The sequence below is a fragment of the Weeksella virosa DSM 16922 genome (assembly GCF_000189415.1).
GTDB classification, from domain to species: Bacteria; Bacteroidota; Bacteroidia; order Flavobacteriales; family Weeksellaceae; genus Weeksella; species Weeksella virosa.
This window is the reverse complement of the sequence record NC_015144.1, coordinates 1,191,123-1,215,631: the sequence shown is the minus strand read 5'-3', so window position 1 is coordinate 1,215,631 and position 24,509 is coordinate 1,191,123. Positions and strand designations below refer to the sequence as shown.

Sequence of the window (24,509 nt, the reverse complement as noted above, 5' to 3'; positions counted from 1 at the left end):
TTCTATGTTTTATTTAAAATGATTTTCCAAAGCTTCGATATTCTTTCTATCACTTCCGATAAAAATCGATTGTCCATCAACAATTACAGGACGTTTGAGAAAAGTATAATCGGATAAAATATAACCTTTATAATCTTGCTCGTTAAGTATTTTATCTTTCAGCCCTAAAGTTTTATACTTTTGTGCTCTTCTCGAAAATAATGCCTCATAACTTTTGGCTAATTTTTGTAAATCGTCCACTTCTTTTTTGGTTAATGGTTCTGATTTTATTTCTCTCATCTCGAATCCGTCTGTCGGTATTGTATCTAGAATTCGTTTACAAGTAGAACAAGTCTTCAGATAAAATATTTTTTTCATACAAACTTTTTCCAATTCAATTGGGTAAAGATAAAGAAGTTTGACTGGTTTCTGTGCTGATTTTGATATTTTCCTGATCGAATGATTATCTTTACCACATGGAAAGAAAGGAAACAATACGGCTCAATAAGTTTATTAGTGATAGTGGTTATTGTTCTCGCCGAGAAGCTGATCAATATATAGAAAACAGACAAGTATACGTTAATGGTCGAATTGCAAAAGTTGGACAACATGTGCAATTACATGATCAGGTAGTGGTGAACAATATCGAAATAAAACCCAGAGACAAAGAAATGGCCATATACATTGCCCTTAATAAACCCGTTGGCATCACATGCACTACCGACCCGAATGATCCTACCAATATCATCGATTTTCTGAGTTTTGGTGAGCGTATTTTTCCGATTGGCCGCTTAGATAAAGACTCGCAAGGATTGATTCTTTTGACTAGCGATGGAGATATTGTGAACAAAATTCTTCGGGCTGGCAATAAGCACGAGAAAGAATACATCGTTACTGTCGACAAACCGATTACAGATGATTTCTGTACCAAAATGGAAAATGGAGTTCCTATTCTTGGTGTGAATACAAAAAAATGTACGGTTGAAAAATTAAACACAAATACCTTTAAGATAATTCTAATTCAAGGTTTGAACAGACAAATCCGTAGAATGTGCGAATATTTCGATTATCGAGTTACAAAACTCGAGCGTACCCGAATTATGAATATTGATTTGAATGTTCCGATTGGTCAGTACCGAGATCTGACGAAAGAAGAGCTAATGGAACTGAAGCGTCTAACGGCTCAATCGGAACAACATGAAAAAGCAAAGGCTAACAAGAAGACTGCTAAAAAAAAGTCGACAACTAAAAAAACCGTTCTAGAAAAAGATACAACACCAAAAAAGAGAATAACCAGAAAACCAAAATCCCAACCACGCATAGGGAAAAGTAAACCGCCCGAAAAGCCAAAACGTAAAAGACGTTATTAGTTGTTTTTGGTTGTAGCTCTGGCTGAAAATATTTTTCAAATAATTTAATATCTTCGTACTTAAATATATTTCAAATCAATTAACATGAGAAAACTATTCTATTCTCTTCTCTTCTTATCGCTGAGCATCGGCAATTTGTTTGCGCAAGAGAATTTACCGTACCAACAACCTCCTATCGAAATTTTACAATTAGCAGATGCTAATCTTCCTCCTTCGGTATATGCAGACAGAAAAGGTGAAAATGCTTTTTTCTTCTACCGAAACCGCTACAAATCAATTGCTGAATTATCAGAAATCGAAATGCGTTTAGGAGGACTTCGCATCAACCCGAAAACCAATATCAATAGTAGACAATCGTACTTTGATCATTTAAGCGCTTATAACCTAAAAACAAGTAAAGAGCAAGAGATAAAAGGATTGCCAAGCAATGGAAAATTTGCCAATGTAATCTGGAATCGCAATCAGACTAAAATAGCTTTCACCAACACCACCGAAAATGGTGTAGAACTTTGGGTAGTGGATGTAAAAAGCAATCAAGCTAAAAAACTAACCAAAGATAATTTAAATGCAAATTTGGGTCGACCATTTACTTGGTTAGAAGATGGAGAAAGCTTTTTAGTGAACGTTTTACCATCGGATAGAAAAGGGCTTATCGATACCAAAGAAGCCGTTCCTACTGGTCCTACGATTTCTGTAAGCGATGGAAAAGAAGCACAAAACAGAACCTACCAAGATTTGTTACAAAACAAAAACGACGAGTTCAATTTCGAACAATTAACTCGCTCTGAACTATATCTGGTTACGACCGATGGTACGACTACCAAATGGAAAGATGCAGGAATGTATGTTTGGAGTAGTGTTTCGCCAGACGGGAACTTTATATCGATAACCGAAATGAAAAAACCTTTTTCGTACATTGTCCCGTATAACCGTTTTCCGCAAACCACAACTGTCTATGACAAAACAGGAAAGGAAGTAAAAATCATAGCCGAAAAACCGTTAGAAGAAGATAGACCAAAAGGCTTTATGTCTACCTCAAAAGGTGTACGGAGTCTTTCTTGGCGTGCAGATCATCCGGCAACTTTGGTTTGGGCAGAAGCTTTAGACGAAGGAAATGCAGAGAAAAAAGTAGATTATCGCGATGCTATTTATCAGCTATCGGCTCCTTTCGACGGAGAGAAAAAACTGATTCTAAAAACCGTTGATCGTTTTTCGGGTATTACTTGGGGGAATGACCAAATAGCAATAGCGTATGACAACTGGTGGAACACTCGAAATACCAGTAATTACCTTTTCAATCCATCGGACAATACACAAGAACCAAAACGTTTTTTCAGCCGTAATTATCAAGACGCTTACAATAATCCAGGAAGTTTTGTGACGATTGACAACCAATTTGGTAGACAACAATTATTCATCAACAATCAAAAACTAATGTTAGAAGGTGAAGGAATTTCTGCCGAAGGCATTATGCCTTTTATTGATGAGTTTGATCTGAAAACCATGAAAACTAAACGTATTTGGCGTGCTGCTAAAAGTGATAAACTCGAAACAATTGTCAATGTATTAGATCCTAAAAAAGGAATTGTTTTAGAAAGAATTCAATCCAAAACAGAATTCCCAAACTTATACATTAGAAACATCTTCAAACCTAAACAAAAGCCAAAGGCAGTAACCTTTCATAAAAACCCTTTCGAAGCGATGAATGGCGTTCATAAAGAAGTTATCACCTATAAACGAGAAGATGGGGTAGAATTATCAGGTACACTTTATCTTCCGCCAAATTACGACAGAAAGAAAAAAGAAAAACTACCGATGCTAATGTGGGCTTACCCCAGAGAATTTAAAGATCCAGCAACGGCAGGGCAAGTGACTACCTCACCCAATCAGTTTACATACCCGTCATACGGTACACCAATACTTTGGGCAATGCGCGGTTATGTTGTGTTGGATGATGCAGCATTCCCGATTATTGGTGAAGGAAACGAAGAACCCAATGATACTTTCGTAAAGCAATTGGTAGGAAATGCAAAAGCAGCCATCGATGCTGTAGATAAATTAGGCTATATAGACCGAACAAGAGTAGGTGTTGGAGGGCATTCTTACGGAGCTTTCATGACGGCAAATCTTTTAACCCACTCTGATTTGTTTGCAGCAGGAATTGCTCGTTCTGGAGCCTATAACCGTACCTTAACACCTTTTGGTTTCCAATCGGAAGAACGAAATTACTGGGAAGCACCAGAGGTTTACAATACCATGTCACCGTTCCAGAATGCAAACAAAATGAAGACTCCTCTTTTGCTGATTCATGGTGAGGCGGACAACAACTCTGGAACTTTCCCGATGCAATCTGAGCGCTATTTCAATGCGTTGAAAGGTTTAGGGGCAACCGCTCGTTACGTGGTCTTGCCAAAAGAGTCTCACGGGTATTCGGCCAGAGAATCTGTTCTACACATGCTTTGGGAACAAGATCAATGGTTAGAAAAATACGTAAAAAACAAAGGTCAAGAAACCAAAGAAGAAAAGAAATAATTTTTTTGGGGATATTGGACACAAAAAGCTAAGCCGAATTGGGTTAGCTTTTTTTTTATTTTGGGATAAGAACAAATGTAACATATCTTACCATGCATCAAACAAACTAATAAATAGCGGGATACAATAGAAATAATACATCACCAAAAAATTCCCGTAACTTTGTATAAATTATAAAAATCTATTGCCATGAAATTCAATACAAAAACAATACACGGAGGACAACAACACGATCCTTCTACAGGAGCGGTGAATCCTCCTATTTATCAGACCTCAACCTTTGCACAACAAAGTCCAGGAAAACACAAGGGATACGAATATGCACGTGGAGAAAACCCAACACGCACAGCTCTAGAAAACTCTTTGGCTTCGATAGAAAGCGGTGTGGCCGGTTTTGCATTTGGTTCTGGACTGGCTGCAATTGATGGTATTTTGAAGTTATTTTCTCCAGGAGACGAAATCATCGCCATGGACGATTTGTATGGAGGTTCTTATCGATTATTCACACGAGTTTATAGCAACTATGGCCTAAAATTCCATTTTGTGGATATGACCAATGTAGATGCGATTGTTGATTTGATGAACGACAACACCAAGATGATTTGGATAGAAACACCTACCAATCCTTTGATGAAAGTTGTGGATATTGAGGCTGTTTCGAAAGCTACAAAAGCAAAAAACGCAAACGTTCTAGTGGCTGTAGACAACACTTTTGCATCGCCATATTTACAACGTCCAATCGAGTTGGGCGCTGATATTGTTATGCATTCTGCGACCAAATATTTGGGCGGACATTCTGATTTGGTTGCTGGAGCTGTGATCGTAAATTCGAAAGAATTAGCAGAAAAAGTTCATTTTAATTTATTCGCTACGGGCGGTATTTTAGGTCCACAAGATTCGTATTTAGTACTACGCGGGATAAAAACATTGGCCGTTCGCATGGATCGTCATTGCGAAAACGGAATGAAAATTGCCGAGTTTTTGGTTCAACATCCGAAAGTAGACAAAGTGTATTATCCGGGTCTAAGCAATCATCCACAGCACGAAATTGCCAAAAAACAAATGAAAGCTTTTGGTGGAATGGTAACTTTCACATTAAAATCAGGTAAACAAGAAGATGCTTTTAAACTATTAGAGAACCTGAAAGTTTTCACCTTAGCTGAGTCTTTGGGTGGCGTAGAATCTTTGGCCAATCATCCTGCAACGATGACACACGCATCGATCCCAGCTGAAAAACGTGCTGAGATAGGAATCACAGATGATCTAATCCGCCTAAGTGTTGGTATTGAAGATATTGATGATTTGATTGAAGATTTAACCAATGTTTTCGCGTTGATTTAATCTTTTTATGAAACAATCATACAATAAAAAAATCCAGTCGAAGGTTCGATTGGATTTTTTTATAAATTATCTTTTCCGATTTTTTTATTTCTTTTGTTGATACAATACAGGATTCAAACTTTCGTCATTGTACATTTTCATTTGCTTATACACTTTCATGTATTTGATGCCTTTTGCAATATCATCGATTAATTCTTCGATTGCTGTACTCAGGTCCTGATGTTGAAGTTGTAGTACATCTAATTTACTTTGGCAAATAAATTTGTGATCTTCACTCGCATCTTCTCTGTTTACCTCTTGCTGCATATGATAAACTTTGAGCGATAGAATGGATAACCGATCGATTGCCCAAGCAGGTGATTCTGTATTAATTTTTGCATTTGGGCTCACCACAACGTCTTTGTATTTGTCTAAAAACCAAGAGTCGATATATTCTACCATATCTGTACGTTCTTGGTTCGACTTGTCTATCCAACGTTTTAAACGCAATGCTTCTTCTGGATCAATTGCTGGATCTCGAATGATATCTTCTAAATGCCATTGAACTGTATCGATCCAGTTTTTTTTATACAACAAATGCTCAATCAAATCATCTTTACTGTACGGATTTTCGATGGTTCTATTCACATCATCGTGTTGATGATAATCTGCAATACTTTGGTTAAATATGTTCCAAGCTTTTTCTGTAAAAGTCATATTAGTTACTGTATTTTGTTATAAAAAAAGCATTGCAATAAAATCACAATGCTGTATTTTTCTTTATTAAATTTAAATAAAGTTAGCTCTCCTTTTTATCAGGATCAATGTTCTTGTCTTCTTCTTTCGTTGCGTTCTTAAATTCTTTTATACCAGAACCTAAGCCTTTCATCAATTCAGGGATTTTTTTCCCACCAAATAACAAAAGAACAATCACAAGAATAATTATAATTTCTGTAGCACCAAACTGTCTAAACATATTCTATTGATTTTGTGCAAAGTTAAACATTAATTCTTACATACCTGCAACCCAAGTTGCTGGATTTTGTCTTTGTGTTCCGTTCCAAACCTGGAAATTCATGACCGTTTGTCCGTCGGTAGTATCGATTGTTCCCAAAGCTTGTCCTCGACTTACTTTATCGCCTTTTGAAACCGAAACCGAACTTAAATTCGTATACGCCGTAAAGAAAGATCCATGACGAACTAGAACCATTTTGGCCCCTCCAGCTATTTGCTGTACGGCGGTAACTTCTCCCTCGAAAACTGCTTTTGCTTGTGCCCCTCGATTGGTTGCAATATTTACCCCTAAATTTTCGTAGGAAATATTCGACAAAATCGGGTGAGATGAAGTACCAAAGGATGCAACAACACGACCGTTATCTACCGGCCAACGTAAACGTCCTTTGCTCGATGCAAAATCACCAGATATACCTCCCAGACCTGTACGGTCTTCATAAGCCTCATTACTAGGTGTTGCCTTGTCTACTTTTACAACTTTCTCTTTTTCTGGCACTTTTGTTACGACTTCTTTGTCTGCTTTTTCACGTGCAGCTCTTTCGGCTTCTGCTCTTGCAGCAGCAATTTTACGTTCATCTTCTTCTTTCTGTGCCTTAAGTCTTCTCTCCTCTTCTGCTTTTGCCAAGGCAATCAATCGTTGACGTTCGGCTTCTGCTTCGCGTTCTAATTTCTCAAACTTCTCAATCTCTGTACGCGCCGTTGTCACAAAAGATCCTTTCGGATTAGATTTTAGGTAAGCTTGATAAGATGCTTTGGTATGCGTAGATCTAGCTACATTCCATGCTCTTGCATCTTCTTCGATTACTTTGATGGCTTTTTGGGCAGAGGTATAATAATCCCCTTTAGGATTATCACTCATGTATTTCTGATATGCCGGAATAGTATTCGCACTTAGTGCTGTTTGCCATTCTTTTCTATCTTTTTCTGCTCGTAACTTTTCTAAGCGGATTTCTTCTTCTATAATTCTTCTTATTTGAGAATCAATTTGTCTTTGTAGAGCTTCTTTTTCTCGAATCTGAGCGGTTATCAAACCTTCATTCTTCTTAAATTCTTCTATGGCTGCGTTTTTTGCACGACGCTCGCTCTCTAATCCTTCAGCAAAAATTATTTGCTGTTTTAGCACTTTTTCTTTGTCGTTAACGGCTTTTTCTTTTTGCTTTTTTGCACTGACAATTGCCGATTGCTTATCCATGATTTCTTGAGCTTGTGCTTTCTGATAATCTGAATATTTTTCTAAATATTTGATACGACGATAGGCCTGATTGAGGCTGGTAGATGACAAAACAAACAGCATTTTGTTTGCAGTTGACTTATTCTTGTAAGCCTTGATTAAAACTTTTTTATATTCCTGCTTTAATCCTGCCAATTCGCGAGAGAGTTTATTAATTTCTAATTGAGTAGTGTAGATATCATCATCTAGAAGTTTTTTTTCTTTCGATAGGTTATTGACTAGTTTTGATTGTACTTCTATTTTCTTGGTAAGATTGTGCACAAAGTCAACATTCAGCTTAGAATCTTGTTGATTCTTTTTCAGCTGTTTACTAAGCTGAATAATTTCTTTTTTCAGCTCGAGATTTTGTTTTTGCAATTTCTCTTTATCGCTTATTTTCTGCGCAAAGAGCAAAATACCAGAAAAAAATAAGACACAGCTTAGAAGGGTTCTCATTATTTAATATCTCTTTTCTTATATCCACTCGGTATGCTAAATGGCGTATCTATTTGTTGAAACGTAAAACTATTATATTCTAAATCAATTTGTTTGGTTTTCTTATCTTTTACCAAAATTTTAACATTTTTAGGCAGCTCTTCTTTTCCTGCTTTCACCCAGTTGAGATATTGGATTTGTACCTCAACTTTTTCTTTAGGATAATGTAAGTTGGCTTCTTTCAACCGAAAACCACTATCAAAAATATACGATTGTTCGTATGCTTCTTTCTTCGATTTAGCAGCCGTTGGTGTTATTCTATATTCATTGTCTACTTTTTCTGCTATGAAATCAGTATCCGTAAGATTGACAAATACTTTACCTAGCATCAAATTCTGAAATTTTTGATAATCGATAAAATCAACACCTAAAATTTTATTAATGAAAGAAAAATCACCGTCTATGTACGATTTCCCCATATTTTCATATGCCTGAAATTTATCTGGCGTTACTAAAGCGCGTGCTTTGAAAATAAATTTCTGTGCATTGATCCATATTTTATCTTGATTGTCGATAAATATTGTCGCATCAATACCAGTATTGATATCACCTAGATCGGCTTTGAGTGTTGATTTGATCATCAAATAATCAAAGCTCGATTCTTTACTGATTACATTTTTTATGATCGCACTACTGCTCGATGCAAAAGCCGAGGTTTCGTTTATTTTACTGGTTGTGGTTCTTTTGCTAGAAGCACAGCTTGCCAATAATAAACTTATCATAACAGAGATAACAATTTTCCTCATTATATCGGTTTTATTATTGTAATTTAAAATCTATTACCGAATAATCTCCTAAACTGATGCTTCTGGAAAGACCATAATATTCTGCATTGTTGCCTATCATACTTTCGGTAAGATGAGCATTTTCTATGACAGCATTTTCTTGCACCAGGCTATTTTCTATGTTTGTGCCAATGACTTTGGTTCCGTTGCCTAAAGAAACATTTGGTCCTACTTTAGAGTCTTCGATGATGACATTTTCACCAATAAAACATGGCTGAATGATTAGTGAATTGGTAATTTTTGCAGATGAAGGAATCTCAAACTCACCACAAAAGCCTAGTACTTTGCTGTTGGTTTCTACGGTGACTGTTTTGTTGCCACAATCCATCCATTCATCAACTTTTCCTAGGGTGAATTTTTTACCTTTGGCCCGCATATTTTCTAATGCATCTGTTAGTTGATACTCGCCACTTTTCATTATATTATTGTCAATTAGGTATCGAATTTCATTTTTCAGTTCTTGTCCATCTTTGAAAAAATAAATACCTATAATTGCCAAGTCTGACACAAATTCTTTAGGTTTTTCTATGAAATCTGTGATAAATCCGTTGTTGTCTAATTTTACTACTCCAAAGGCACTAGGATTTTCTACTTGTTTCACCCAAACTACTCCATCATTTGTGGTATCGAGCTCGAAATTTGCTTGAAACAAAGTATCTGCAAATGCTACCACAACTGGCCCATCCATAGCTTCTTTTGCCATCCAAATCGCATGTGCAGTCCCTAGAGGCTCTTCTTGTCGATAGATACTACCTTTGGCTCCTAAACTTTGTGCAATTTGCAATAGGTTTTTTTCTACTTCTTCGCCAAAATCGCCAATTACAAAGGCAATTTCGTCGATAGCCTCCGATGATAGTCTATGTATATCCTCTGCTAAACGATGAACAATTGGCTTGCCAGCAATCGGTATCAAAGGCTTAGGCGTTGTGAGGGTATGCGGTCGAAGACGAGAACCTCTTCCCGCCATTGGAATAATAATTTTCATTATATTTTCAGGTTTTTTTTACTAACGTATTTACTTATTTTTTATTATTTGCCTGTGCTACCAAATCCTTTGGCACCACGCGAAGTATCAGACAAATCTTGGACTTCCTCCCATTCGACTGTCTCATGTTTTGCAATCACCAACTGAGCAATTCTTTCTCCGTTTTGGATGGTTATTTTTTTTCTAGAGAGATTAATCATAATCACCCCAATTTCACCACGATAATCGGCATCTATTGTCCCAGGAGTGTTGAGGACAGACAAACCATCTTTCAGGGCAAGTCCACTTCTTGGGCGAACCTGTGCTTCGTAGCCAGCAGGCAATTCTATAGAAATGCCCGTCGGTATTAGTTTTCTTTCTAGAGGCTCTAGCTCTACAGCTTCTGTAAGATTAGCAGTAAGATCCATACCTGCTGACAAGGCTGTTTTATAGGCAGGCAAAGGATGATTGGATAGGTTGATGATTTTTACTTTCATCTTATTTTATTTTCTAATTTAAGACTCCTTTTTTCTATAAAATAAGTCATCGCAATATACATGATAAGCAAACTATTTCCAATGAAAAAGTTATTATCTAGAAGATAATATGTTACACAGGTAATAATAATTGCAGATGTGGTATAAAAAACAATTTTCTTGGTTTTATAGGGAATTTTATATTCTTTTTGTCCCCAAAAATACGAAATCAGCATCATACTTCCATAGGCCAAAAGTGTTGCCCAAGCAGAAACCATGAAGCCATATTTTCTTAGTAAGGTGAAATTCATTATTACTGTAATACCGCATCCTATCAAAGAAATAATTGTCCCGACGTAGGTTTTGTCCGTCACTTTGTACCAAGTAGACAGGTTGAAATATAAACCGTAAAACAAGTTAGCGATGAGAATTATTGGCACGATATCCATTGCTATCCAATAAGATGGGTTTCTGATCAGGATTAGCTTTATCCAATCTAGATTAGCTACAACACCGATAATCACCACATTACAAACTATACTGAAGTACAACAACACATCGGCATATGTTTTTCGGCTATCTGCTTTCTCCGAGACTTTGAAGAAAAAAGGCTCGACACCCATTCGGTATGCGGTAACAAAAAGGGTGAGAATCATGGCCAGTTTATAGACCCCATTATAAGCGCCTGCATCGGCTTCGGAAATTATATTTCTTTGGATTAGTTTATCGAGATTTTCATTGGTAACGAAAGCTAAGCCAGCAATCATGATTGGGTAGCCATAATGAAGCATTTTCTTGAATAATACCCTATCGAATTTGAATTGTATTTTCATTACTATCGGAAACAATAGAACAAACCCCAATATACTTGCCAAGAGATTGGCAACAAATGTGTAGGAAATTTTCTCTGATAGACCAATTTCCACCAACCAACTATCGGTAATCCAATAAAGCATCGCAAATGTGAGAACTGCCTGAAAACTACTAACAATAATTCGGGTAAGAGAATATTTTACTGGCATATTATTAAAACGCAAATATGCGAACGGAATCACACATAGGGTGTCGAAAAAAATAATCCAACCAAACCATTTCAGATATTCTGGATGATTGGCATAATCTGCAAAATCAGCTAAAGGTTGCAAAAACAGATACACGAGCAGGATAAATGTACTCGAGGTAAAGAACATAAACCAAAACGATGTATTAAGGGTTTTCTTGTACAAGCCATCTTGTGAAGCGTAACGAAAAAAAGCAGTTTCGAAACCAAAAGTCAAAATCACATTCAGGTAAGAAACTGCGGCATAGAGCTGTCCGTACTGAGAATACTCTACACTATTCACCTCTTTTATGATGAAAGGAGTGAGAATAAAAATAATGAGTCGCGGTAAAATCGCACCCATTCCATAAATTATTGTTTCACTTAAGAGTTTTTTGTACAAAGGCTTGGTCTAAAATATTCAGCAAAATTGAGATTTCTTTTTCAAAAATCAAAACTTAGATCATGGTAAAATATGTATCTTTGATGGTTCAAAATTCACACGATGAAAGAATTAGAAGCCTATCGGATTGGTTTAATCGGAAATGGTAGTTGGGCAACTGCAATTGCGAAGATACTTAGTAAAAATCTGAGCAATATTCGCTGGTGGGTAAAAGATGATTTTGTAAAAGGACATCTGATTCGCTCGAAACACAACCCTACTTATTTGACTGATGTTGAGTTTAATCCAGATCAATTTATTATTTCTACCGACATTAATGAGGTTGTTTTCGAAAGTGATATTATCTTTCTTGTCGTACCATCTATTTACGTAGAAAAATGTTTAGAACGTCTGAATGTTCCATTGAAAGATAAAATCCTCGTGAGCTCGATAAAAGGGATTGTACCGAATCATTATTTAGCTGTGAACGAATTTTTACATCAAAAACATCAAGTACCAACAGAAAATATGGGTGTTATCAGTGGACCTTGCCATGCAGAGGAAGTTGCACTCGAACGTTTATCTTATCTTACCGTTGCGCATCAAGATCCCAAAATGGCCGAAATGATTGCAAATTGTTTACGGTGTGATTTTATCCAAGCCAAAATAACCGATGATGTTATCGGGACCGAATATGGAGCAATCCTAAAAAACATCTATGCTATTGCAGCCGGCATTGCGCATGGAGTAGGCTATGGTGATAATTTCCAGGCCGTACTGATGAGTAACGCAATTCGGGAGATGGAGCGTCTTTTGTATACAATTGATTGGCGCGATAGAGACATCAACGACTCAGCCTATTTAGGAGATCTTTTGGTAACAGGTTACTCTTTTTTCTCACGTAATCGGATGTTTGGGAATATGATTGGGAAAGGCTATACCGTGAAATCTGCTATCTTAGAAATGAATATGGTGGCCGAGGGATATTATGCGACAAGAGGTGTGTATGAAATGAAAGATAAATTCGAAGTAAAATGTCCGATAATTTCTGCCGTATATAAAATTTTATACCAAGGAAAAAACCCTAAAAAAGTAATGGACAAATTAACCAAAAAGTTAGACTAATGCTCAAAAGAGATTTTATAGCAAAATACATCGAAGAGCTTGGCAAAATGCTTAGCAAACTACTCGATATCGAATACTACAAAGATGCTGTTTCCGAGTTTGATTACTATTTCAAAGAAATGCTACATTCGTATTATCATATAAACGATGAACAATTGCAAGTACTTCTAGAAGAAGATGAAGAGCGTGATTTATTTTTGTTGAGTTTTGATATGAAAAATAAAAACATTTTGGCTTTTGCGAAAGCTGCTCATTATTATGTAGAACAAGGAGAAACAGAAAAAGCACGACAAATTCTTGCAATTATAGAACGTATCAATCGAGTAAATTCAGATGTTTTCCGTTTCCCCACAGAAGAAGATACTTGGGTAGAAAAAGCAATAAAAGAACTTCCTTCTCTAAATTAGATTTTGTCTAAATTAATATTTCATGTATTTTTGCTCATTATTTGGGTAAAAGCATGGCAGGAAAATCGAAAATCACCAAACAAAAATTTATCTTACAACACAAAGAATTCATCGGACCAAATTTCATTCGTCTATATTTAGGCCGAGAAAACATAGAAGAATATCTCTCTATGACTTGCGGCAGTAGTTGTAAACTATACTTTCCACCACTAGAAATGTGCGATAAACATTTTGCGAAATACAATGAAAAATCTGGCAAATGGATTTCTGCTAGCGAGAAGTTCAAACCAAAATCAAGAACGTATACCCTACGAAAAATCTTACCCAAAAACAATCAATTAGTGATCGATGTTGCCAATCACGGTACACAAGGACCAGGAACCCGATGGGCAAATCTGGCAAAAGTAGGCGATGCAATTGGCGTTACCATGAAAAATTGCTCTAAAAAAATTGCTCAAAAAGCAGATTGGTACTGTTTAGCAGCAGATCTTACAGGTTTACCTGTTGTTTCAGTTATTGCCGAAAACTTACCCTCTACGGCTAAGGGAGTTATGCTGATCGAGGTTCCGTCCAAAGAAGATATTCATGCGATTGACACTCCTCTAGACATTCATTGGGTTGTGAACCCTTTGGTAGGCGCAAATTCTGATTTATACAAAAAACTTAAAAAAATAGAATTTCCTACCAAGAAAAAGATTAATCGTTTTGCTTATGTAGCCTCAGAGTCTACAAGCACAAAAAAAATCAGAACGTTTTTTAAAGAAAATCTAGCCTGGAAAAGACACGAATATTTCTGTACATCGCATTGGAAATTAGGAAAAGAAGAACGCAATGCAATAGAAAAATGTTATAAAAAAACAGAATCTATAGAATTGATTTCTTTGTAAGAAACCATATATCATTATCAAATCAATAAAAAATCCACTCGAATACGAGTGGTTTTTTTATTCTTTACTTTTCTCTTCCTTCAACTTTCGTTCTAATTCTGCCTGAATATCCTCTAAGACAGGTTTTACGGTAGATTCTGGCAAGTCGGAAATCCGAATATACATCAGACCATCTATCGCATCATTGAATTTAGGGTCAACATTAAAGGCTATTACTTTTGCATTTTGTTTTATATATTTTTTTATCAGAACAGGTAAACGCAACATATTCGGCTCTAACTCATCGATCAACTTATCAAATTTATTGAGATCGGCGTTGTCTTCGAAAATCAAACTTCTCTCCTCTTCTTTTAGTTTTACTTTATATTCGTTCTTGGCATGTACATATTGCGCAACTATTGGATCAAAATAATGCGAACGCATAAACTCGATCATCAACGATTTAGAAAAATCCGAGAACTGATTGCTAATACTCACACCACCAATAATATATTTTTGATGAGGATTGCGCAAAGTAACATGGACAATTCCTCTCCAAAGCAAAAAGAGCGGCATTGGTTTTTGTTGATAATCTTCTACTACAAAAGCACGCCCCATTTCTATACATTTCTTGAAAAAAGGATGTATCTCGGGCTCGAAGTTAAACAGTTCGCTAATATAGAAGCCTTTAACTCCATATTTTTCATACACATCGGCACCCAAAGCCATTCTATACGCTCCAACAATTCGTTCATTTTCTTTGTCCCACAAAAATAGATGATGGTAATGATTGTCATACCAATCCAAATCTATTTCATGGTTGGTTCCTTCACCAATTGCCCGAAAGGTTATTTCTCGCAATCTCCCTAATTCTCGCAAAATATTTGGGATATTTTGGGCCAAAGCAAAATAACATTCGTACTGATTGCTGGTAAACAATAAATTCATCGGATCTTCATTGAGAATACCTATATCGCTGAGCAACAATTCTTTTTGTGTTTCACTAATTACTACTTTTGGCTTGGATGCTCGTGATAATTGTGGGATAAACTGCGGTATTATCTTCAGCGGCAATGATGGAATTGTCGACGGCAATTTCTTAATCGAATCGATGGATAAGTTCTCTCTCAGTGAGTTTTTCTTTCCGTAATACGACGATAGGATATAGACTTTCCTACGCAAGAAAAGTCTAAATTGTTCGACATTCTTATATTCTTCCTGAGTTTTTGGTAGAATGGGTTTCCCGATTCTTATTTGGATTGGTTTTGTTCTTTTACGAATCATTTCAGAAGGCAACATTGCCGTTTGCACATCGGGGTGCAACTGAGACATCCGGTAGAAAAGTTTGCTATTTCTTGCCCTGAAAAACATTGGCACTACCGGAACTTTGGCTTTTTGCACCAAACGAATTGCAGAATCTTGCCAAACTCGATCGACAATTTCTCCCTCTTCATTCTTGAAAGAAACCTCGCCTGCCGGGAAAATCCCCAATCCTCCACCTCCTTCTAAATGGCTAAGTGCTACTCGCAAGCCGTGTAAACTGTTATACACTTCTTTTCTCGTTTCGAAAGGATTTACTGGAATTACCATTGTTTCTAGAGGCTTTATTTGATGCAAAAGAAAGTTACCCATTACTTTGAAATCGGGTCGAACTTTTCCTATGGCATGCATCATAATTATCCCATCTAAAGCTCCCAAGGGATGATTGGCCAATATAATAAAAGGGCCAGTTTTAGGTATTCTATTGAGGTCTTCTTCATGGATTTCGTAATCTACATTGATATCGTCTAACAAAAAATCTAAAAATTGATCAGTAGGTAAATCTTTTCCTCTGTTATAGATATTGTTGAGCACATTGAGTCTAGTAATATAAATCAACGACCATGCAATTGGTTTGCCTAAGACTCCTAGTTTTTGTAAGCCTAGCGCTTTGTATATGTCATCTGTCGATACTATTCCCATGTTAAGATTTGGTTACTATTTGTAGTGTTTCTTTAAACGTTTGACGTAATAATTCTTCTTTACCGGCAAGGCACTGATCGGAATTATCATCATAATGCCTTATAGTATATAGATTTACACCCTTTTCGTGTGAGATTTTATAGTCATGGTTGAGTTGGTTTAATAATTCGTTTAGGTGTTGATACTTATCCTCTACGCATAAAGATAAACTAATTGCTGAATTTTGCATCAAATTTACTTTAATCTTCGCATCATACAAAGCATTGAAGATTGCGCTTAAATTTTCTTCTGTAATAAACGAGAAGTCTATACTGGAAATATGCAATAAATGTTGATCTTTTTTCAGGATATAACAGGCTGTTTTTGGTGAAATTTTCTGGCCTTGTCCTACCGAAGTTCCGGGAGCTAATGGCTCATAAAAAGACTTCACAAAAAATGGGATATTTTTATTTTGCAACGGCTGCATTGTTTTCGGATGGATGACAGATGCTCCGTAGTATGCTAACTCAATGGCTTCTTCGTACGAAATACGATCGAGCAAAACGGTATCCTCAAAATAACGTGGGTCCGCATTCAGTACACCGGGTACATCTTTCCAGATTGTCATACTTTCTGCATCTAGACAGTAAGCAAAAATAGCTGCCGAATAGTCAGAACCTTCTCTACCGAGTGTTGTCGTGAAAAAATTAGCATCCGATCCCAAAAAACCTTGTGTAATAATCATTCTATCTTTTGGCAATGTTGCGATAGCCTTTTGTGTTTTTTCCCAATCCACTTGCCCTTCTCGGTAAGTATCATCAGTTTTGATATACTCTCGCACATCGTACCACGCATTATGAATGCCAACAGTGTTGAGATATTCGCTTACGATTGTAGTTGAGACCAGCTCGCCCTTACACACCACCTGATCGTAGATATAGTTATAATTTGGCGATTTATTGCGTCTTAAAAAAGCTTCCAGATCCGAAAAAAGATTCTCGACCGCTTGCGTTGTTCTTTTGGGCTGATCGAATAAATCCTGAACAACTTGCAGATGTTGTTCTTTGATTTCGTTTATTTTGGTCTGATAATCTACTTGCTCTACATACAAAGCCACTACCTCTTCTAAAGCATTGGTAGTTTTTCCCATGGCAGAAATTATCATACAAACATCCGAATAACCTACTTTTTGCAAAACTTGCGCAACGTTTCGGATACTTTCTGCATCTTTCACCGATGCTCCTCCAAATTTATATACCTTCATTCTATTTGTAGATTCGCTATTTATTTAGTCTGTAAAGATACGCAACTTACCGATTTATAATAGAATGTACTCAGAACAAAAAAACAAATAAGGAAATATAAGCAAGAAATATATCAACCCGATAAAACTTTCAAATCCTAAAATATCTTCCTAATTTTGCTAAACAAACTTATAAACTATTATGACACAAAACACCCATCCCACTTTAGGCGAATTCATCATCCAAAAACAAGATGATTTTGTGTATTCGAGTGGTGAGCTTAGCCGATTACTAAGTTCCATAAAATTAGCCACCAAAATCGTTAATTACAAAGTAAACAAAGCTGGCTTGGTGAATATTTTAGGCGAATATGGTGAAGAGAATGTGCAAGGAGAACGTCAACAAAAATTAGATGTTTACGCTAATGAAGTGTTTATCGACACGCTCTCACAACGAGAAGTGGTCTGCGGAATTGCTTCTGAAGAAAACGAAGACTATATAGAAATTCCTTGTACTACGAATGCCAAAAACAGTAAATATGTTGTTTTAATCGATCCGCTCGATGGGTCATCTAATATTGATGTAAATGTTTCGGTAGGAACAATTTTTTCTATTTACCGAAGAATTTCCGAACCTGGTACACCTGTAACGCAAGAAGATTTTCTACAACCTGGTAATCAACAGGTAGCAGCAGGATATATTGTATACGGTACTTCTACCATGTTAGTGTATACCACCGGAAACGGAGTAAATGGTTTTACGCTTAACCCTGGAATCGGTACGTTTTATCTTTCTCACCCTGACATGAAAATTCCTGAAGACGGAAATATTTATTCGATCAACGAAGGAAATTATGCTAAATTCCCGGCTGGAGTAAAAAAATACATCAAATATTGTCAAGAAGAAGAAGGCGAACGCCCTTACACTTCTCGTTACATTGGGTCTTTATGCTCAGATTTCCATAGAAATATGCTGAAAGGAGGTATTTATATTTATCCATCTGGAACCAATAATCCGAATGGCAAATTGCGTCTCTTGTACGAGTGTAACCCGATGGCTTTTATTGCAGAACAAGCTGGCGGAAAAGCTAGTGACGGTTTTCATAGAATCTTGGATATTCAACCAACCGAACTACATCAGCGTGTACCATTTTTCTGCGGCTCTAAAAATATGGTAGAAAAAGCCGAGGCTTTTATGCAAGCAGAAAAAGACAGTCAATAACACACCAAAATCTTTTATGGATTTACAATCATACCAATCGACCTACAACAAGAAGCAAGCTGTAGGAGCCCTATTTATCGAGGATGCATTGAAGAAAATCTACCCCAATGCTACGCCAAATTTCTATTCTCCACATGTATTGAGTTTCGAAGGTGGAGAAGATGCTTTGGACGGCGTGGCTATTTATAGAACTGATCATTACGACCATCTGATTAGCTATGGTATGTCTCATTTATATTACAACGAAGAGGCTATTTCGGGGGAATACAGTAAATGGGGATTCGAGTTTTCTTTTCGTGTAAAACCATCGGCAAAAGACCATGGCGAAGATCCTTTTTGGGCAATAAATGTATTGCAGAACTTGGGTCGGTTTGTATATGAAACAAAAATATATTTTGATGAATTTCAGTTCATGCCCTTGGGGGGTACAATTCGACAAGATACCGATAACGATATTGTAGGAATTATTTTTATAAAAGATCCTGAGCTTGGAGAAATAGAAACACCTCACGGAAAAGTTAAATTTTTACAAATTATTGGCATCAATAGTAGTACTTTAAAAAGTCTTGAAAATGAACCTTCATATCCTCATATTAAGGCTGTGGTACAAGAAATTAAGCAGAATAACCCACAATTCATTTGTGTGGTATAAGTAGAGTTGGCTACGAAATCAATAATAAAATTTAGTTAAAATGTAGATTATCTTCTTGCAAATAAAAAACACTTAGCTATCTTGTGGAGGAAATTCTTACTTAATCCTTATATTTGGAATAAGCTTAGTTATTTTTCATAGGTTTTAGGTTGGTAAATTAAGTTTAAACTTAGTTTGAGCGTCTCTTTTCTAGAGACGCTTTTTTTGTGGTCAAGAGTAATAATTCTTATATAAAAAAAACTGGAACAATTCCAGTTTTCTAAAGTATTTCTGACAGATATTCGATATTAATCCTCTTTCCAATTCTTAATTTCTTTCTCGATATCTTCACGGGTTCTTCCAGTTTTTTCTTGGATTTTCCCGACTATTTGATCCCATTTTCCTTCTACATATACTTTATCATCGTCGAACCACTCACCGTATTTTTCTTTTACAGCTCCTTTGATTCTTTTCCATTTTCCTTCTAACTCTTGTGCATTCATTTTTTTATATTTTATGTTATTACTTATACATCAAGCAATTAACACACCAAAAACCACCCCTGTTTGTTAAAAAAAACCTAAACATTGAAGCTTTTGAGTTATATAACTAAACTTTTCGAGCATAAAAAAAGCTCCAATTATTTCTAATTGAAGCTTTTACAGTACGGGCGGAGAGACTCGAACTCTCACACCTTGCGGCACTAGATCCTAAGTCTAGCGTGTCTACCAATTCCACCACGCCCGCATTTGAGATTGCAAATATACATTAATATTTTTATTGACAAAATATCTAACACAAAATTTTTTATTTGTTGAAATCTACTAACTTTGTATCAAAGAAGTAAGATTTATATGGAAATTACAGGAAGAATCAAGAAAATATTTGAAACTCAAAACATTACAGCAAGTTTCAAGAAAAGAGAAATCGTTATTACAACGCAAGAACAATATCCTCAAGATATTTTGGTAGAATTTACCCAAGACAAAACCGATTTATTAAACAATTACAGAGAAGGACAAGAGGTTCGTATATCAATCAATATTCGTGGTCGTGAATGGATTAACCCAGAGGGTGTAGCTAAATATTTCAACTCTATTCAGGGATGGAGAATCGAAAGCTTGGCCGATGCTGCTCCGTCTCCAGACCAATACCAGCAAATTACCCCTGCTCCACCGACAGATTTTAGTAATGATGATGATGATTTACCTTTTTAAGGAAAATCTTAAACAATACAACGTGTCGTAAAGGCACGTTTTTTATTATGATTTGGCTCAATTCTACTGATAATTATTTCCCAGATTATGTACATGCAAGCGAAGAAGGAATCTTAGCCATTGGTGGTGATTTGTCTCCGGAACGCTTGCTATTGGCGTATAGCAAAGGAATCTTCCCTTGGTTCAATCAGGAGGATCCTATTTTGTGGTGGTTTCCTCCAGAGCGTTTTGTTCTTTTTCCAGCGAATTTAAAAGTATCTAAAACGATGCGGAAAGTTTTTCGCAATCAGCAATTTCATTTTACCGAAAACCTGGCCTTCGAACAAGTTATCAGACTTTGTGCAGAGATTCCTCGCAAAAATCAAGACGGAACATGGCTCACCGAAGAAATGATCGAGGCATACGTAGAGTTGCATCGTTTAGGGTGGGCAAAGAGTATCGAAGTTTGGGAAGAAGACACCTTAGTCGGCGGTTTTTATGGGATAGAGGTAGGACGTGTTTTCTGCGGTGAGAGCATGTTTAGCAAAGTAAGCAATGCTTCGAAAGCAGGCTTTATCCATTTTATAGCAACGAACTTTCATGAATACGACCTGATTGATTGCCAAGTCTACACCGAACACCTAGAAAGCCTGGGTGCTGAAATGATTAGTGCCGAAACCTTTTTACAGTATATTTCTAAGTAATTTTTTATTTTACAAAATTGATTGGATATTTCAGATTTTTATATTCATAAATATCTGCATTAAGTGACCCTACGACCAAGGAAGCTTTTACCGAAACCGGAATCATATTTGCATCATCTGTAATCCACATTGTTACACTCTCGGATTCTTTAAAAACACGTCCCTCTTGCACATAAGGTCTGATCATAATTGTGTTGATTTTACCAAATTTAGTTTTCTTTTCTTCTCTACCTAAAATTTTTATTCTGAATTTATAGGTTTCATCGCCCAAGAAAATATTCCGATCGAGAAATTGTCCTTCGACCAGTTTCGTATGATCTTCATTACGCAAAGAATACACAACCGATAGTAAATCGTAAGCTTCACCAAAAAACTTCACCGATGCCGATTTGTTACGTTTTACATCATCTACAATCGCATATTGGTCGCTATGATTGAAGTAATAAATCTGATAGCGCTCGTAACCTCCTTCGCTAATATTTCTTATAAATTTTGTGGGCTTGAAAATGCTTTTATCTATAAATGTTTCATACACATCATCTACCTTGTAGAAAGCCCTTACTGCACCCGAAGAGCTTCCTTTTCCTACTATATGAAAATGGTCGCGACCATCGTATTTCATGTTTTTTACATTCAGTGTTGCGAAACCAGCATTCAGGCCAGAATAGTGAATTCTATATTTTAAAAACTCACCCGATTTGAAGTTGAACTGTGCCTGTGTGCTTATCATCAACATAAAAACAAAAAGCACACTGTAAATTCGTTTCATATACATATCACTTGGTTTAGTATTGACAATAATGTCAAATTCTTTGCCAAAATAAAACTCGCTCCAGTCGAAACGAGTTTTAGTTGAACAATACTCTCTTTTTTCTATGAATGTTCGGTAGAATGTGATTCGTCTTCACCGGCATTCTCTTGGCTCGATACATCGATTACCTTAATTATTTCTGGAACAAACTTTTTCACAGTAGTTTCTACCCCTGCTTTCAAGGTCATTTGATTCACAGAACAAGACGTGCAGGCGCCTTTTAATCTTACTTTTACGACATTATCTTTTACCTCTACAAGTTCGATATCTCCACCATCCGAATTAAGAAAAGGACGGATTTCGTCCAATGCTTTATGGACATTATCAATAAGTTCTGTATTCATAGTGTTTTAGTTTTTGTTTATTGCTGAACATCCTGCCATATTGGTAATGCGAACAACTTCTGTTGGTGGTAGGGTGTCATTTCTTTCTACTAAACTCTGAACAGTATTTCGGGCAATATTGGCATAAATATTCGCGGCTATTGTATTTTCTTGCAAGGATGCTGGTCGACCAACGTCTGCTGCTTCACGGATAGATTGAATTATAGGAACCTCGCCCAAGAAAGGAACACCTAAATCTTCTGCTAAGTTCTTTGCTCCATTTTGACCAAAAATATAGTATTTGTTATTAGGCAACTCTTCTGGAGTAAAATAAGCCATATTTTCTACAATTCCAAGTACTGGAACATTAATCGCTTCCATCGCAAACATTCCTACTCCTTTGCGTGCATCTGCCAAAGCAATGGGCTGTGGTGTACTTACCACTACGGCACCAGTCAACGGAATTTGTTGAACAATAGATAAGTGAATATCCCCTGTACCAGGAGGTAAATCGATTAGCAAAAAGTCTAACTCACCCCAATGTGCATCGCGCAACATTTGGTTAAGGGCTTTTGCTGCCATAGGTCCACGCCAAACAATTGCCTGATCGGTATCGGCGAAAAAACCTATGGATAAAAGCTTTACACCGTAATTTTCTACTGGTTTTATTTTTGTTTTGCCGTTAACTTCTACCGAAAAAGGTTTGGCATCTTCTACATCAAACATAATTGGCATCGATGGACCGTAGATATCCGCATCCAACAGTCCTACTTTGAAACCCATTTTGGCCAAACTTATTGCCAAATTAGAAGCCATGGTCGATTTTCCTACACCTCCTTTTCCTGATGCTACTGCAATAATATTTTTCACTCCAGGTAATGGGTTTCCTTTTATTTCGTTTGGTTTTTCTTCAACTTCTACCGTGATATTGAGCTGTAATTCTGCTTCTGGTAAATGTTCTCTGAAAGCATTTCTGATTGCAACTTCTAAGCGCTTGCGCTCGTGCATAGTAGGTGTTGGCGAAGCAATGTCTAATATAATTTTTTCGCCCATCACTTGTGCATTTCGCATCCAATTGCGAATCCCCAAACTTTCTAAAACTTCATTTATCTGATCTCTTGTATAAGCCATTTTTCAGTCATTATTTAGCATACAAATTTAGGCAATAAGCTTGTGAAGTGGAAATCTTCTTGACTGATTTTAATTGTTTTATACTATAATACCATATTTTTTTTCTAATTTGCTAAAAATATCCCAACTAAATGGAGGAACAGATCTATTATTTAGGCTTGATAAGAAAAAACATTATTAATGAGCTCGAGAACCACTCTCTACAACAACTGTTGTATATCCCAGTTGGTTTCAAAAATAATATTTTCTGGAATGCGGCTCATGTTTTGGCCACACAGCAACTTATTATGTACTATCTTACAGAAACCAAAATGTACGTGGATAAGAGTTTTATAGAACGCTATAAGAAAGGCACTATCGGAACAACTGAAATGAGCGAAAAGGAAGTTGAAGAACTAATAGAAGTTCTAGAGCAAACACCAAAATTGCTCTACAAGGATTATCGGTCAGAGAAATTGGCTTACTACAAACCGTACTCAACAAGTTTTGGAGCAAAACTAGAAAGTATAGAAGATGCTATCCAATTTAACAATATACACGAAGGAATACATTTTGGCTATATTCTAGCCCTGAAAAAAAACATTCCTTTTTGATTCTATCTATAAAAAGCTTACTCATAGCACAATACATGAATAAGCTTTCCTTTTTTCAGTTTTTAGTGATTGATAAAAACAACTTTATCTTCAATTGGTTTACGTTCTGCTAATCGCTCTCTTTTAGTTGCTTTACCTAAATAAAAAATCCCAACACATTTCTCGCCTTCTTGCATTGGCGTAAACTCATCCATATTGGCTATAATATTTGCTGGCGATGACCAATAAGAACCGATGTTCAGCGTCCCGCACATCAACCACATATTTTGCACGGCCATTGCAGTAGAAGCTAACTCTTCCCACTCTGGCACTTTTCCGGTATCAATAAACGAAATGAGAATTATTGCCTGAGATTTATCACATTTTTCGGCCATGTCATTCAACTTTCGTTCACTTAGTTTTTCTGGAGAGGTCGACTGCACATATACGCGTTTCATGAATTCTTTCAATCGTTCTTTCCCTTCTCCTTGCACAATCTTGAAACGCCATGGTTCGGTCTTTTTATGGGTTGGTGCCCAATTTGCTGCCTCTAACAAGAGCTTAAGTTCTTCTTCTGATATTTTTTCATCGGTATATTCTATCGGATATATCGATCTTCTATTCTGAAGTGTTTTTAATAATTCTTCGGAAACCATATTTTTGTGGAGTTTTTTTATAAAAGATTTTTTATTTTTAATGATTCAAAATTACGATATTTTTTTTTACTAAATAGAGGAAGTCATAATTCTTACCACGACAACAGAAAATGAT

The 24,509-nt window shown here is 36.4% G+C and carries 26 protein-coding genes and 1 tRNA gene; 11 read left to right on the top strand and 16 right to left on the bottom strand.

All coding sequences use genetic code 11. The annotated features are described in order from the left end of the window. Positions 1 to 9 precede the first annotated feature (9 nt). Positions 10 to 357 (bottom strand): arsenate reductase family protein, encoded by a 348-nt coding sequence (locus tag WEEVI_RS05945; protein WP_013598254.1) that lies wholly within the window; start codon positions 355 to 357, stop codon positions 10 to 12. Positions 358 to 455: 98 nt separating this feature from the next. Between WEEVI_RS05945 and rluF the strand changes: the two genes are divergently transcribed. The 3 genes from rluF to WEEVI_RS05930 all read left to right on the top strand — a co-directional run bounded on the left by rluF (position 456) and on the right by WEEVI_RS05930 (position 5,222). Then, positions 456 to 1,349 carry a 23S rRNA pseudouridine(2604) synthase RluF gene (rluF, locus tag WEEVI_RS05940; RefSeq protein ID WP_013598253.1) on the top strand — a complete coding sequence of 298 codons (894 nt, stop codon included), beginning with the start codon at positions 456 to 458 and terminating at the stop codon, positions 1,347 to 1,349. 84 nt (positions 1,350 to 1,433) lie between these two features. Then, positions 1,434 to 3,881 carry an alpha/beta hydrolase family protein gene (locus tag WEEVI_RS05935; RefSeq protein WP_013598252.1) on the top strand — a complete coding sequence of 816 codons (2,448 nt, stop codon included), beginning with the start codon at positions 1,434 to 1,436 and terminating at the stop codon, positions 3,879 to 3,881. 189 nt (positions 3,882 to 4,070) lie between these two features. After that, positions 4,071 to 5,222, top strand: a complete 1,152-nt coding sequence (locus WEEVI_RS05930) for a cystathionine gamma-synthase (RefSeq protein WP_013598251.1) — start codon at positions 4,071 to 4,073, stop codon at positions 5,220 to 5,222. Positions 5,223 to 5,306: 84 nt separating this feature from the next. Here the strand turns inward: WEEVI_RS05930 and WEEVI_RS05925 are convergent, their stop codons facing one another. From WEEVI_RS05925 to WEEVI_RS05895, 7 genes are all read right to left on the bottom strand, one after another. After that, positions 5,307 to 5,918: a DUF4254 domain-containing protein gene (locus tag WEEVI_RS05925; protein WP_013598250.1), complete on the bottom strand. Its 612-nt coding sequence runs from the start codon at positions 5,916 to 5,918 to the stop codon at positions 5,307 to 5,309. Positions 5,919 to 6,000: 82 nt separating this feature from the next. Further along, positions 6,001 to 6,177, bottom strand: a complete 177-nt coding sequence (tatA, locus tag WEEVI_RS05920; protein WP_013598249.1) for a twin-arginine translocase TatA/TatE family subunit — start codon at positions 6,175 to 6,177, stop codon at positions 6,001 to 6,003. A gap of 36 nt (positions 6,178 to 6,213) precedes the next feature. Next, a complete protein-coding gene (locus WEEVI_RS05915; protein ID WP_013598248.1) occupies positions 6,214 to 7,881 on the bottom strand; it encodes a murein hydrolase activator EnvC family protein in 1,668 nt (555 codons plus the stop codon). Next, positions 7,881 to 8,666: a lipoprotein insertase outer membrane protein LolB1 gene (lolB1, locus tag WEEVI_RS05910; protein WP_013598247.1), complete on the bottom strand. Its 786-nt coding sequence runs from the start codon at positions 8,664 to 8,666 to the stop codon at positions 7,881 to 7,883. Before lolB1 ends, WEEVI_RS05915 begins: the two co-directional genes overlap by 1 nt. 13 nt (positions 8,667 to 8,679) lie before the next feature. Then, positions 8,680 to 9,690, bottom strand: a complete 1,011-nt coding sequence (locus tag WEEVI_RS05905) for a sugar phosphate nucleotidyltransferase (RefSeq protein WP_013598246.1) — start codon at positions 9,688 to 9,690, stop codon at positions 8,680 to 8,682. A 44-nt stretch (positions 9,691 to 9,734) separates the two neighbouring features. Further along, entirely contained in the window at positions 9,735 to 10,166 is a 432-nt protein-coding gene (dut, locus tag WEEVI_RS05900) for a dUTP diphosphatase (RefSeq protein WP_013598245.1), read from the bottom strand. Further along, entirely contained in the window at positions 10,163 to 11,587 is a 1,425-nt protein-coding gene (locus WEEVI_RS05895) for a lipopolysaccharide biosynthesis protein (protein WP_041942103.1), read from the bottom strand. The genes dut and WEEVI_RS05895 overlap by 4 nt, the downstream gene beginning before the upstream one ends. 102 nt (positions 11,588 to 11,689) lie before the next feature. Between WEEVI_RS05895 and WEEVI_RS05890 the strand changes: the two genes are divergently transcribed. From WEEVI_RS05890 to WEEVI_RS05880, 3 genes are read left to right on the top strand one after another with little or no spacing between them, the layout of a single operon-like run. Further along, entirely contained in the window at positions 11,690 to 12,691 is a 1,002-nt protein-coding gene (locus WEEVI_RS05890) for an NAD(P)H-dependent glycerol-3-phosphate dehydrogenase (RefSeq protein WP_013598243.1), read from the top strand. After that, positions 12,691 to 13,098 (top strand): hypothetical protein, encoded by a 408-nt coding sequence (locus WEEVI_RS05885; protein WP_013598242.1) that lies wholly within the window; start codon positions 12,691 to 12,693, stop codon positions 13,096 to 13,098. Before WEEVI_RS05890 ends, WEEVI_RS05885 begins: the two co-directional genes overlap by 1 nt. A gap of 53 nt (positions 13,099 to 13,151) precedes the next feature. Beyond that, entirely contained in the window at positions 13,152 to 13,985 is an 834-nt protein-coding gene (locus tag WEEVI_RS05880; RefSeq protein WP_013598241.1) for a siderophore-interacting protein, read from the top strand. A gap of 57 nt (positions 13,986 to 14,042) precedes the next feature. On the opposite strand, the gene WEEVI_RS05875 is transcribed toward WEEVI_RS05880, so the two are convergent. Together WEEVI_RS05875 and WEEVI_RS05870 are read right to left on the bottom strand one after the other, a co-directional pair. Continuing rightward, entirely contained in the window at positions 14,043 to 15,926 is a 1,884-nt protein-coding gene (locus tag WEEVI_RS05875) for a bifunctional lysophospholipid acyltransferase family protein/GNAT family N-acetyltransferase (protein ID WP_013598240.1), read from the bottom strand. A 1-nt stretch (position 15,927) separates the two neighbouring features. After that, a complete protein-coding gene (locus WEEVI_RS05870) occupies positions 15,928 to 17,169 on the bottom strand; it encodes an aspartate kinase (RefSeq protein WP_013598239.1) in 1,242 nt (413 codons plus the stop codon). 181 nt (positions 17,170 to 17,350) lie between these two features. On the opposite strand from WEEVI_RS05870, the gene fbp reads away from it, so the two are divergent. Together fbp and WEEVI_RS05860 are read left to right on the top strand one after the other, a co-directional pair. After that, complete coding sequence (fbp, locus tag WEEVI_RS05865; RefSeq protein WP_013598238.1) at positions 17,351 to 18,370, top strand: class 1 fructose-bisphosphatase; 1,020 nt, start codon at positions 17,351 to 17,353, stop codon at positions 18,368 to 18,370. Between the two features lie 16 nt (positions 18,371 to 18,386). Further along, the gene (locus tag WEEVI_RS05860) at positions 18,387 to 19,022 is read left to right on the top strand and encodes a suppressor of fused domain protein (protein WP_013598237.1); all 636 of its coding nucleotides are present in this window, start codon (positions 18,387 to 18,389) and stop codon (positions 19,020 to 19,022) included. A gap of 287 nt (positions 19,023 to 19,309) precedes the next feature. Here WEEVI_RS05860 and WEEVI_RS05855 read toward each other — a convergent pair whose 3' ends face one another. Together WEEVI_RS05855 and WEEVI_RS05850 are read right to left on the bottom strand one after the other, a co-directional pair. Further along, positions 19,310 to 19,504, bottom strand: coding sequence for a CsbD family protein (locus WEEVI_RS05855; protein WP_013598236.1), 195 nt, complete (start codon positions 19,502 to 19,504; stop codon positions 19,310 to 19,312). Between the two features lie 162 nt (positions 19,505 to 19,666). Further along, positions 19,667 to 19,748: transfer RNA gene (locus tag WEEVI_RS05850), tRNA-Leu, on the bottom strand. 107 nt (positions 19,749 to 19,855) lie between these two features. On the opposite strand from WEEVI_RS05850, the gene WEEVI_RS05845 reads away from it, so the two are divergent. Then, positions 19,856 to 20,218, top strand: coding sequence for a DUF3127 domain-containing protein (locus WEEVI_RS05845; protein ID WP_013598235.1), 363 nt, complete (start codon positions 19,856 to 19,858; stop codon positions 20,216 to 20,218). Positions 20,219 to 20,265: 47 nt separating this feature from the next. Further along, on the top strand, positions 20,266 to 20,901 hold the full coding sequence (gene aat / locus WEEVI_RS05840; RefSeq protein ID WP_013598234.1) for a leucyl/phenylalanyl-tRNA--protein transferase: 636 nt from the start codon (positions 20,266 to 20,268) through the stop codon (positions 20,899 to 20,901). Between the two features lie 4 nt (positions 20,902 to 20,905). Here aat and WEEVI_RS05835 read toward each other — a convergent pair whose 3' ends face one another. The 3 genes from WEEVI_RS05835 to WEEVI_RS05825 all read right to left on the bottom strand — a co-directional run bounded on the left by WEEVI_RS05835 (position 20,906) and on the right by WEEVI_RS05825 (position 23,166). Beyond that, positions 20,906 to 21,670 carry a DUF3108 domain-containing protein gene (locus WEEVI_RS05835; RefSeq protein ID WP_041942102.1) on the bottom strand — a complete coding sequence of 255 codons (765 nt, stop codon included), beginning with the start codon at positions 21,668 to 21,670 and terminating at the stop codon, positions 20,906 to 20,908. 104 nt (positions 21,671 to 21,774) lie between these two features. Beyond that, a complete protein-coding gene (locus tag WEEVI_RS05830; protein WP_013598232.1) occupies positions 21,775 to 22,056 on the bottom strand; it encodes a NifU family protein in 282 nt (93 codons plus the stop codon). A 6-nt stretch (positions 22,057 to 22,062) separates the two neighbouring features. Next, complete coding sequence (locus WEEVI_RS05825; protein WP_013598231.1) at positions 22,063 to 23,166, bottom strand: Mrp/NBP35 family ATP-binding protein; 1,104 nt, start codon at positions 23,164 to 23,166, stop codon at positions 22,063 to 22,065. A 131-nt stretch (positions 23,167 to 23,297) separates the two neighbouring features. On the opposite strand from WEEVI_RS05825, the gene WEEVI_RS05820 reads away from it, so the two are divergent. Then, positions 23,298 to 23,759, top strand: coding sequence for a DinB family protein (locus tag WEEVI_RS05820; RefSeq protein ID WP_013598230.1), 462 nt, complete (start codon positions 23,298 to 23,300; stop codon positions 23,757 to 23,759). Positions 23,760 to 23,821: 62 nt separating this feature from the next. On the opposite strand, the gene WEEVI_RS05815 is transcribed toward WEEVI_RS05820, so the two are convergent. Then, positions 23,822 to 24,394, bottom strand: a complete 573-nt coding sequence (locus tag WEEVI_RS05815; protein WP_013598229.1) for a nitroreductase family protein — start codon at positions 24,392 to 24,394, stop codon at positions 23,822 to 23,824. Between the last annotated feature and the right edge of the window lie 115 nt (positions 24,395 to 24,509).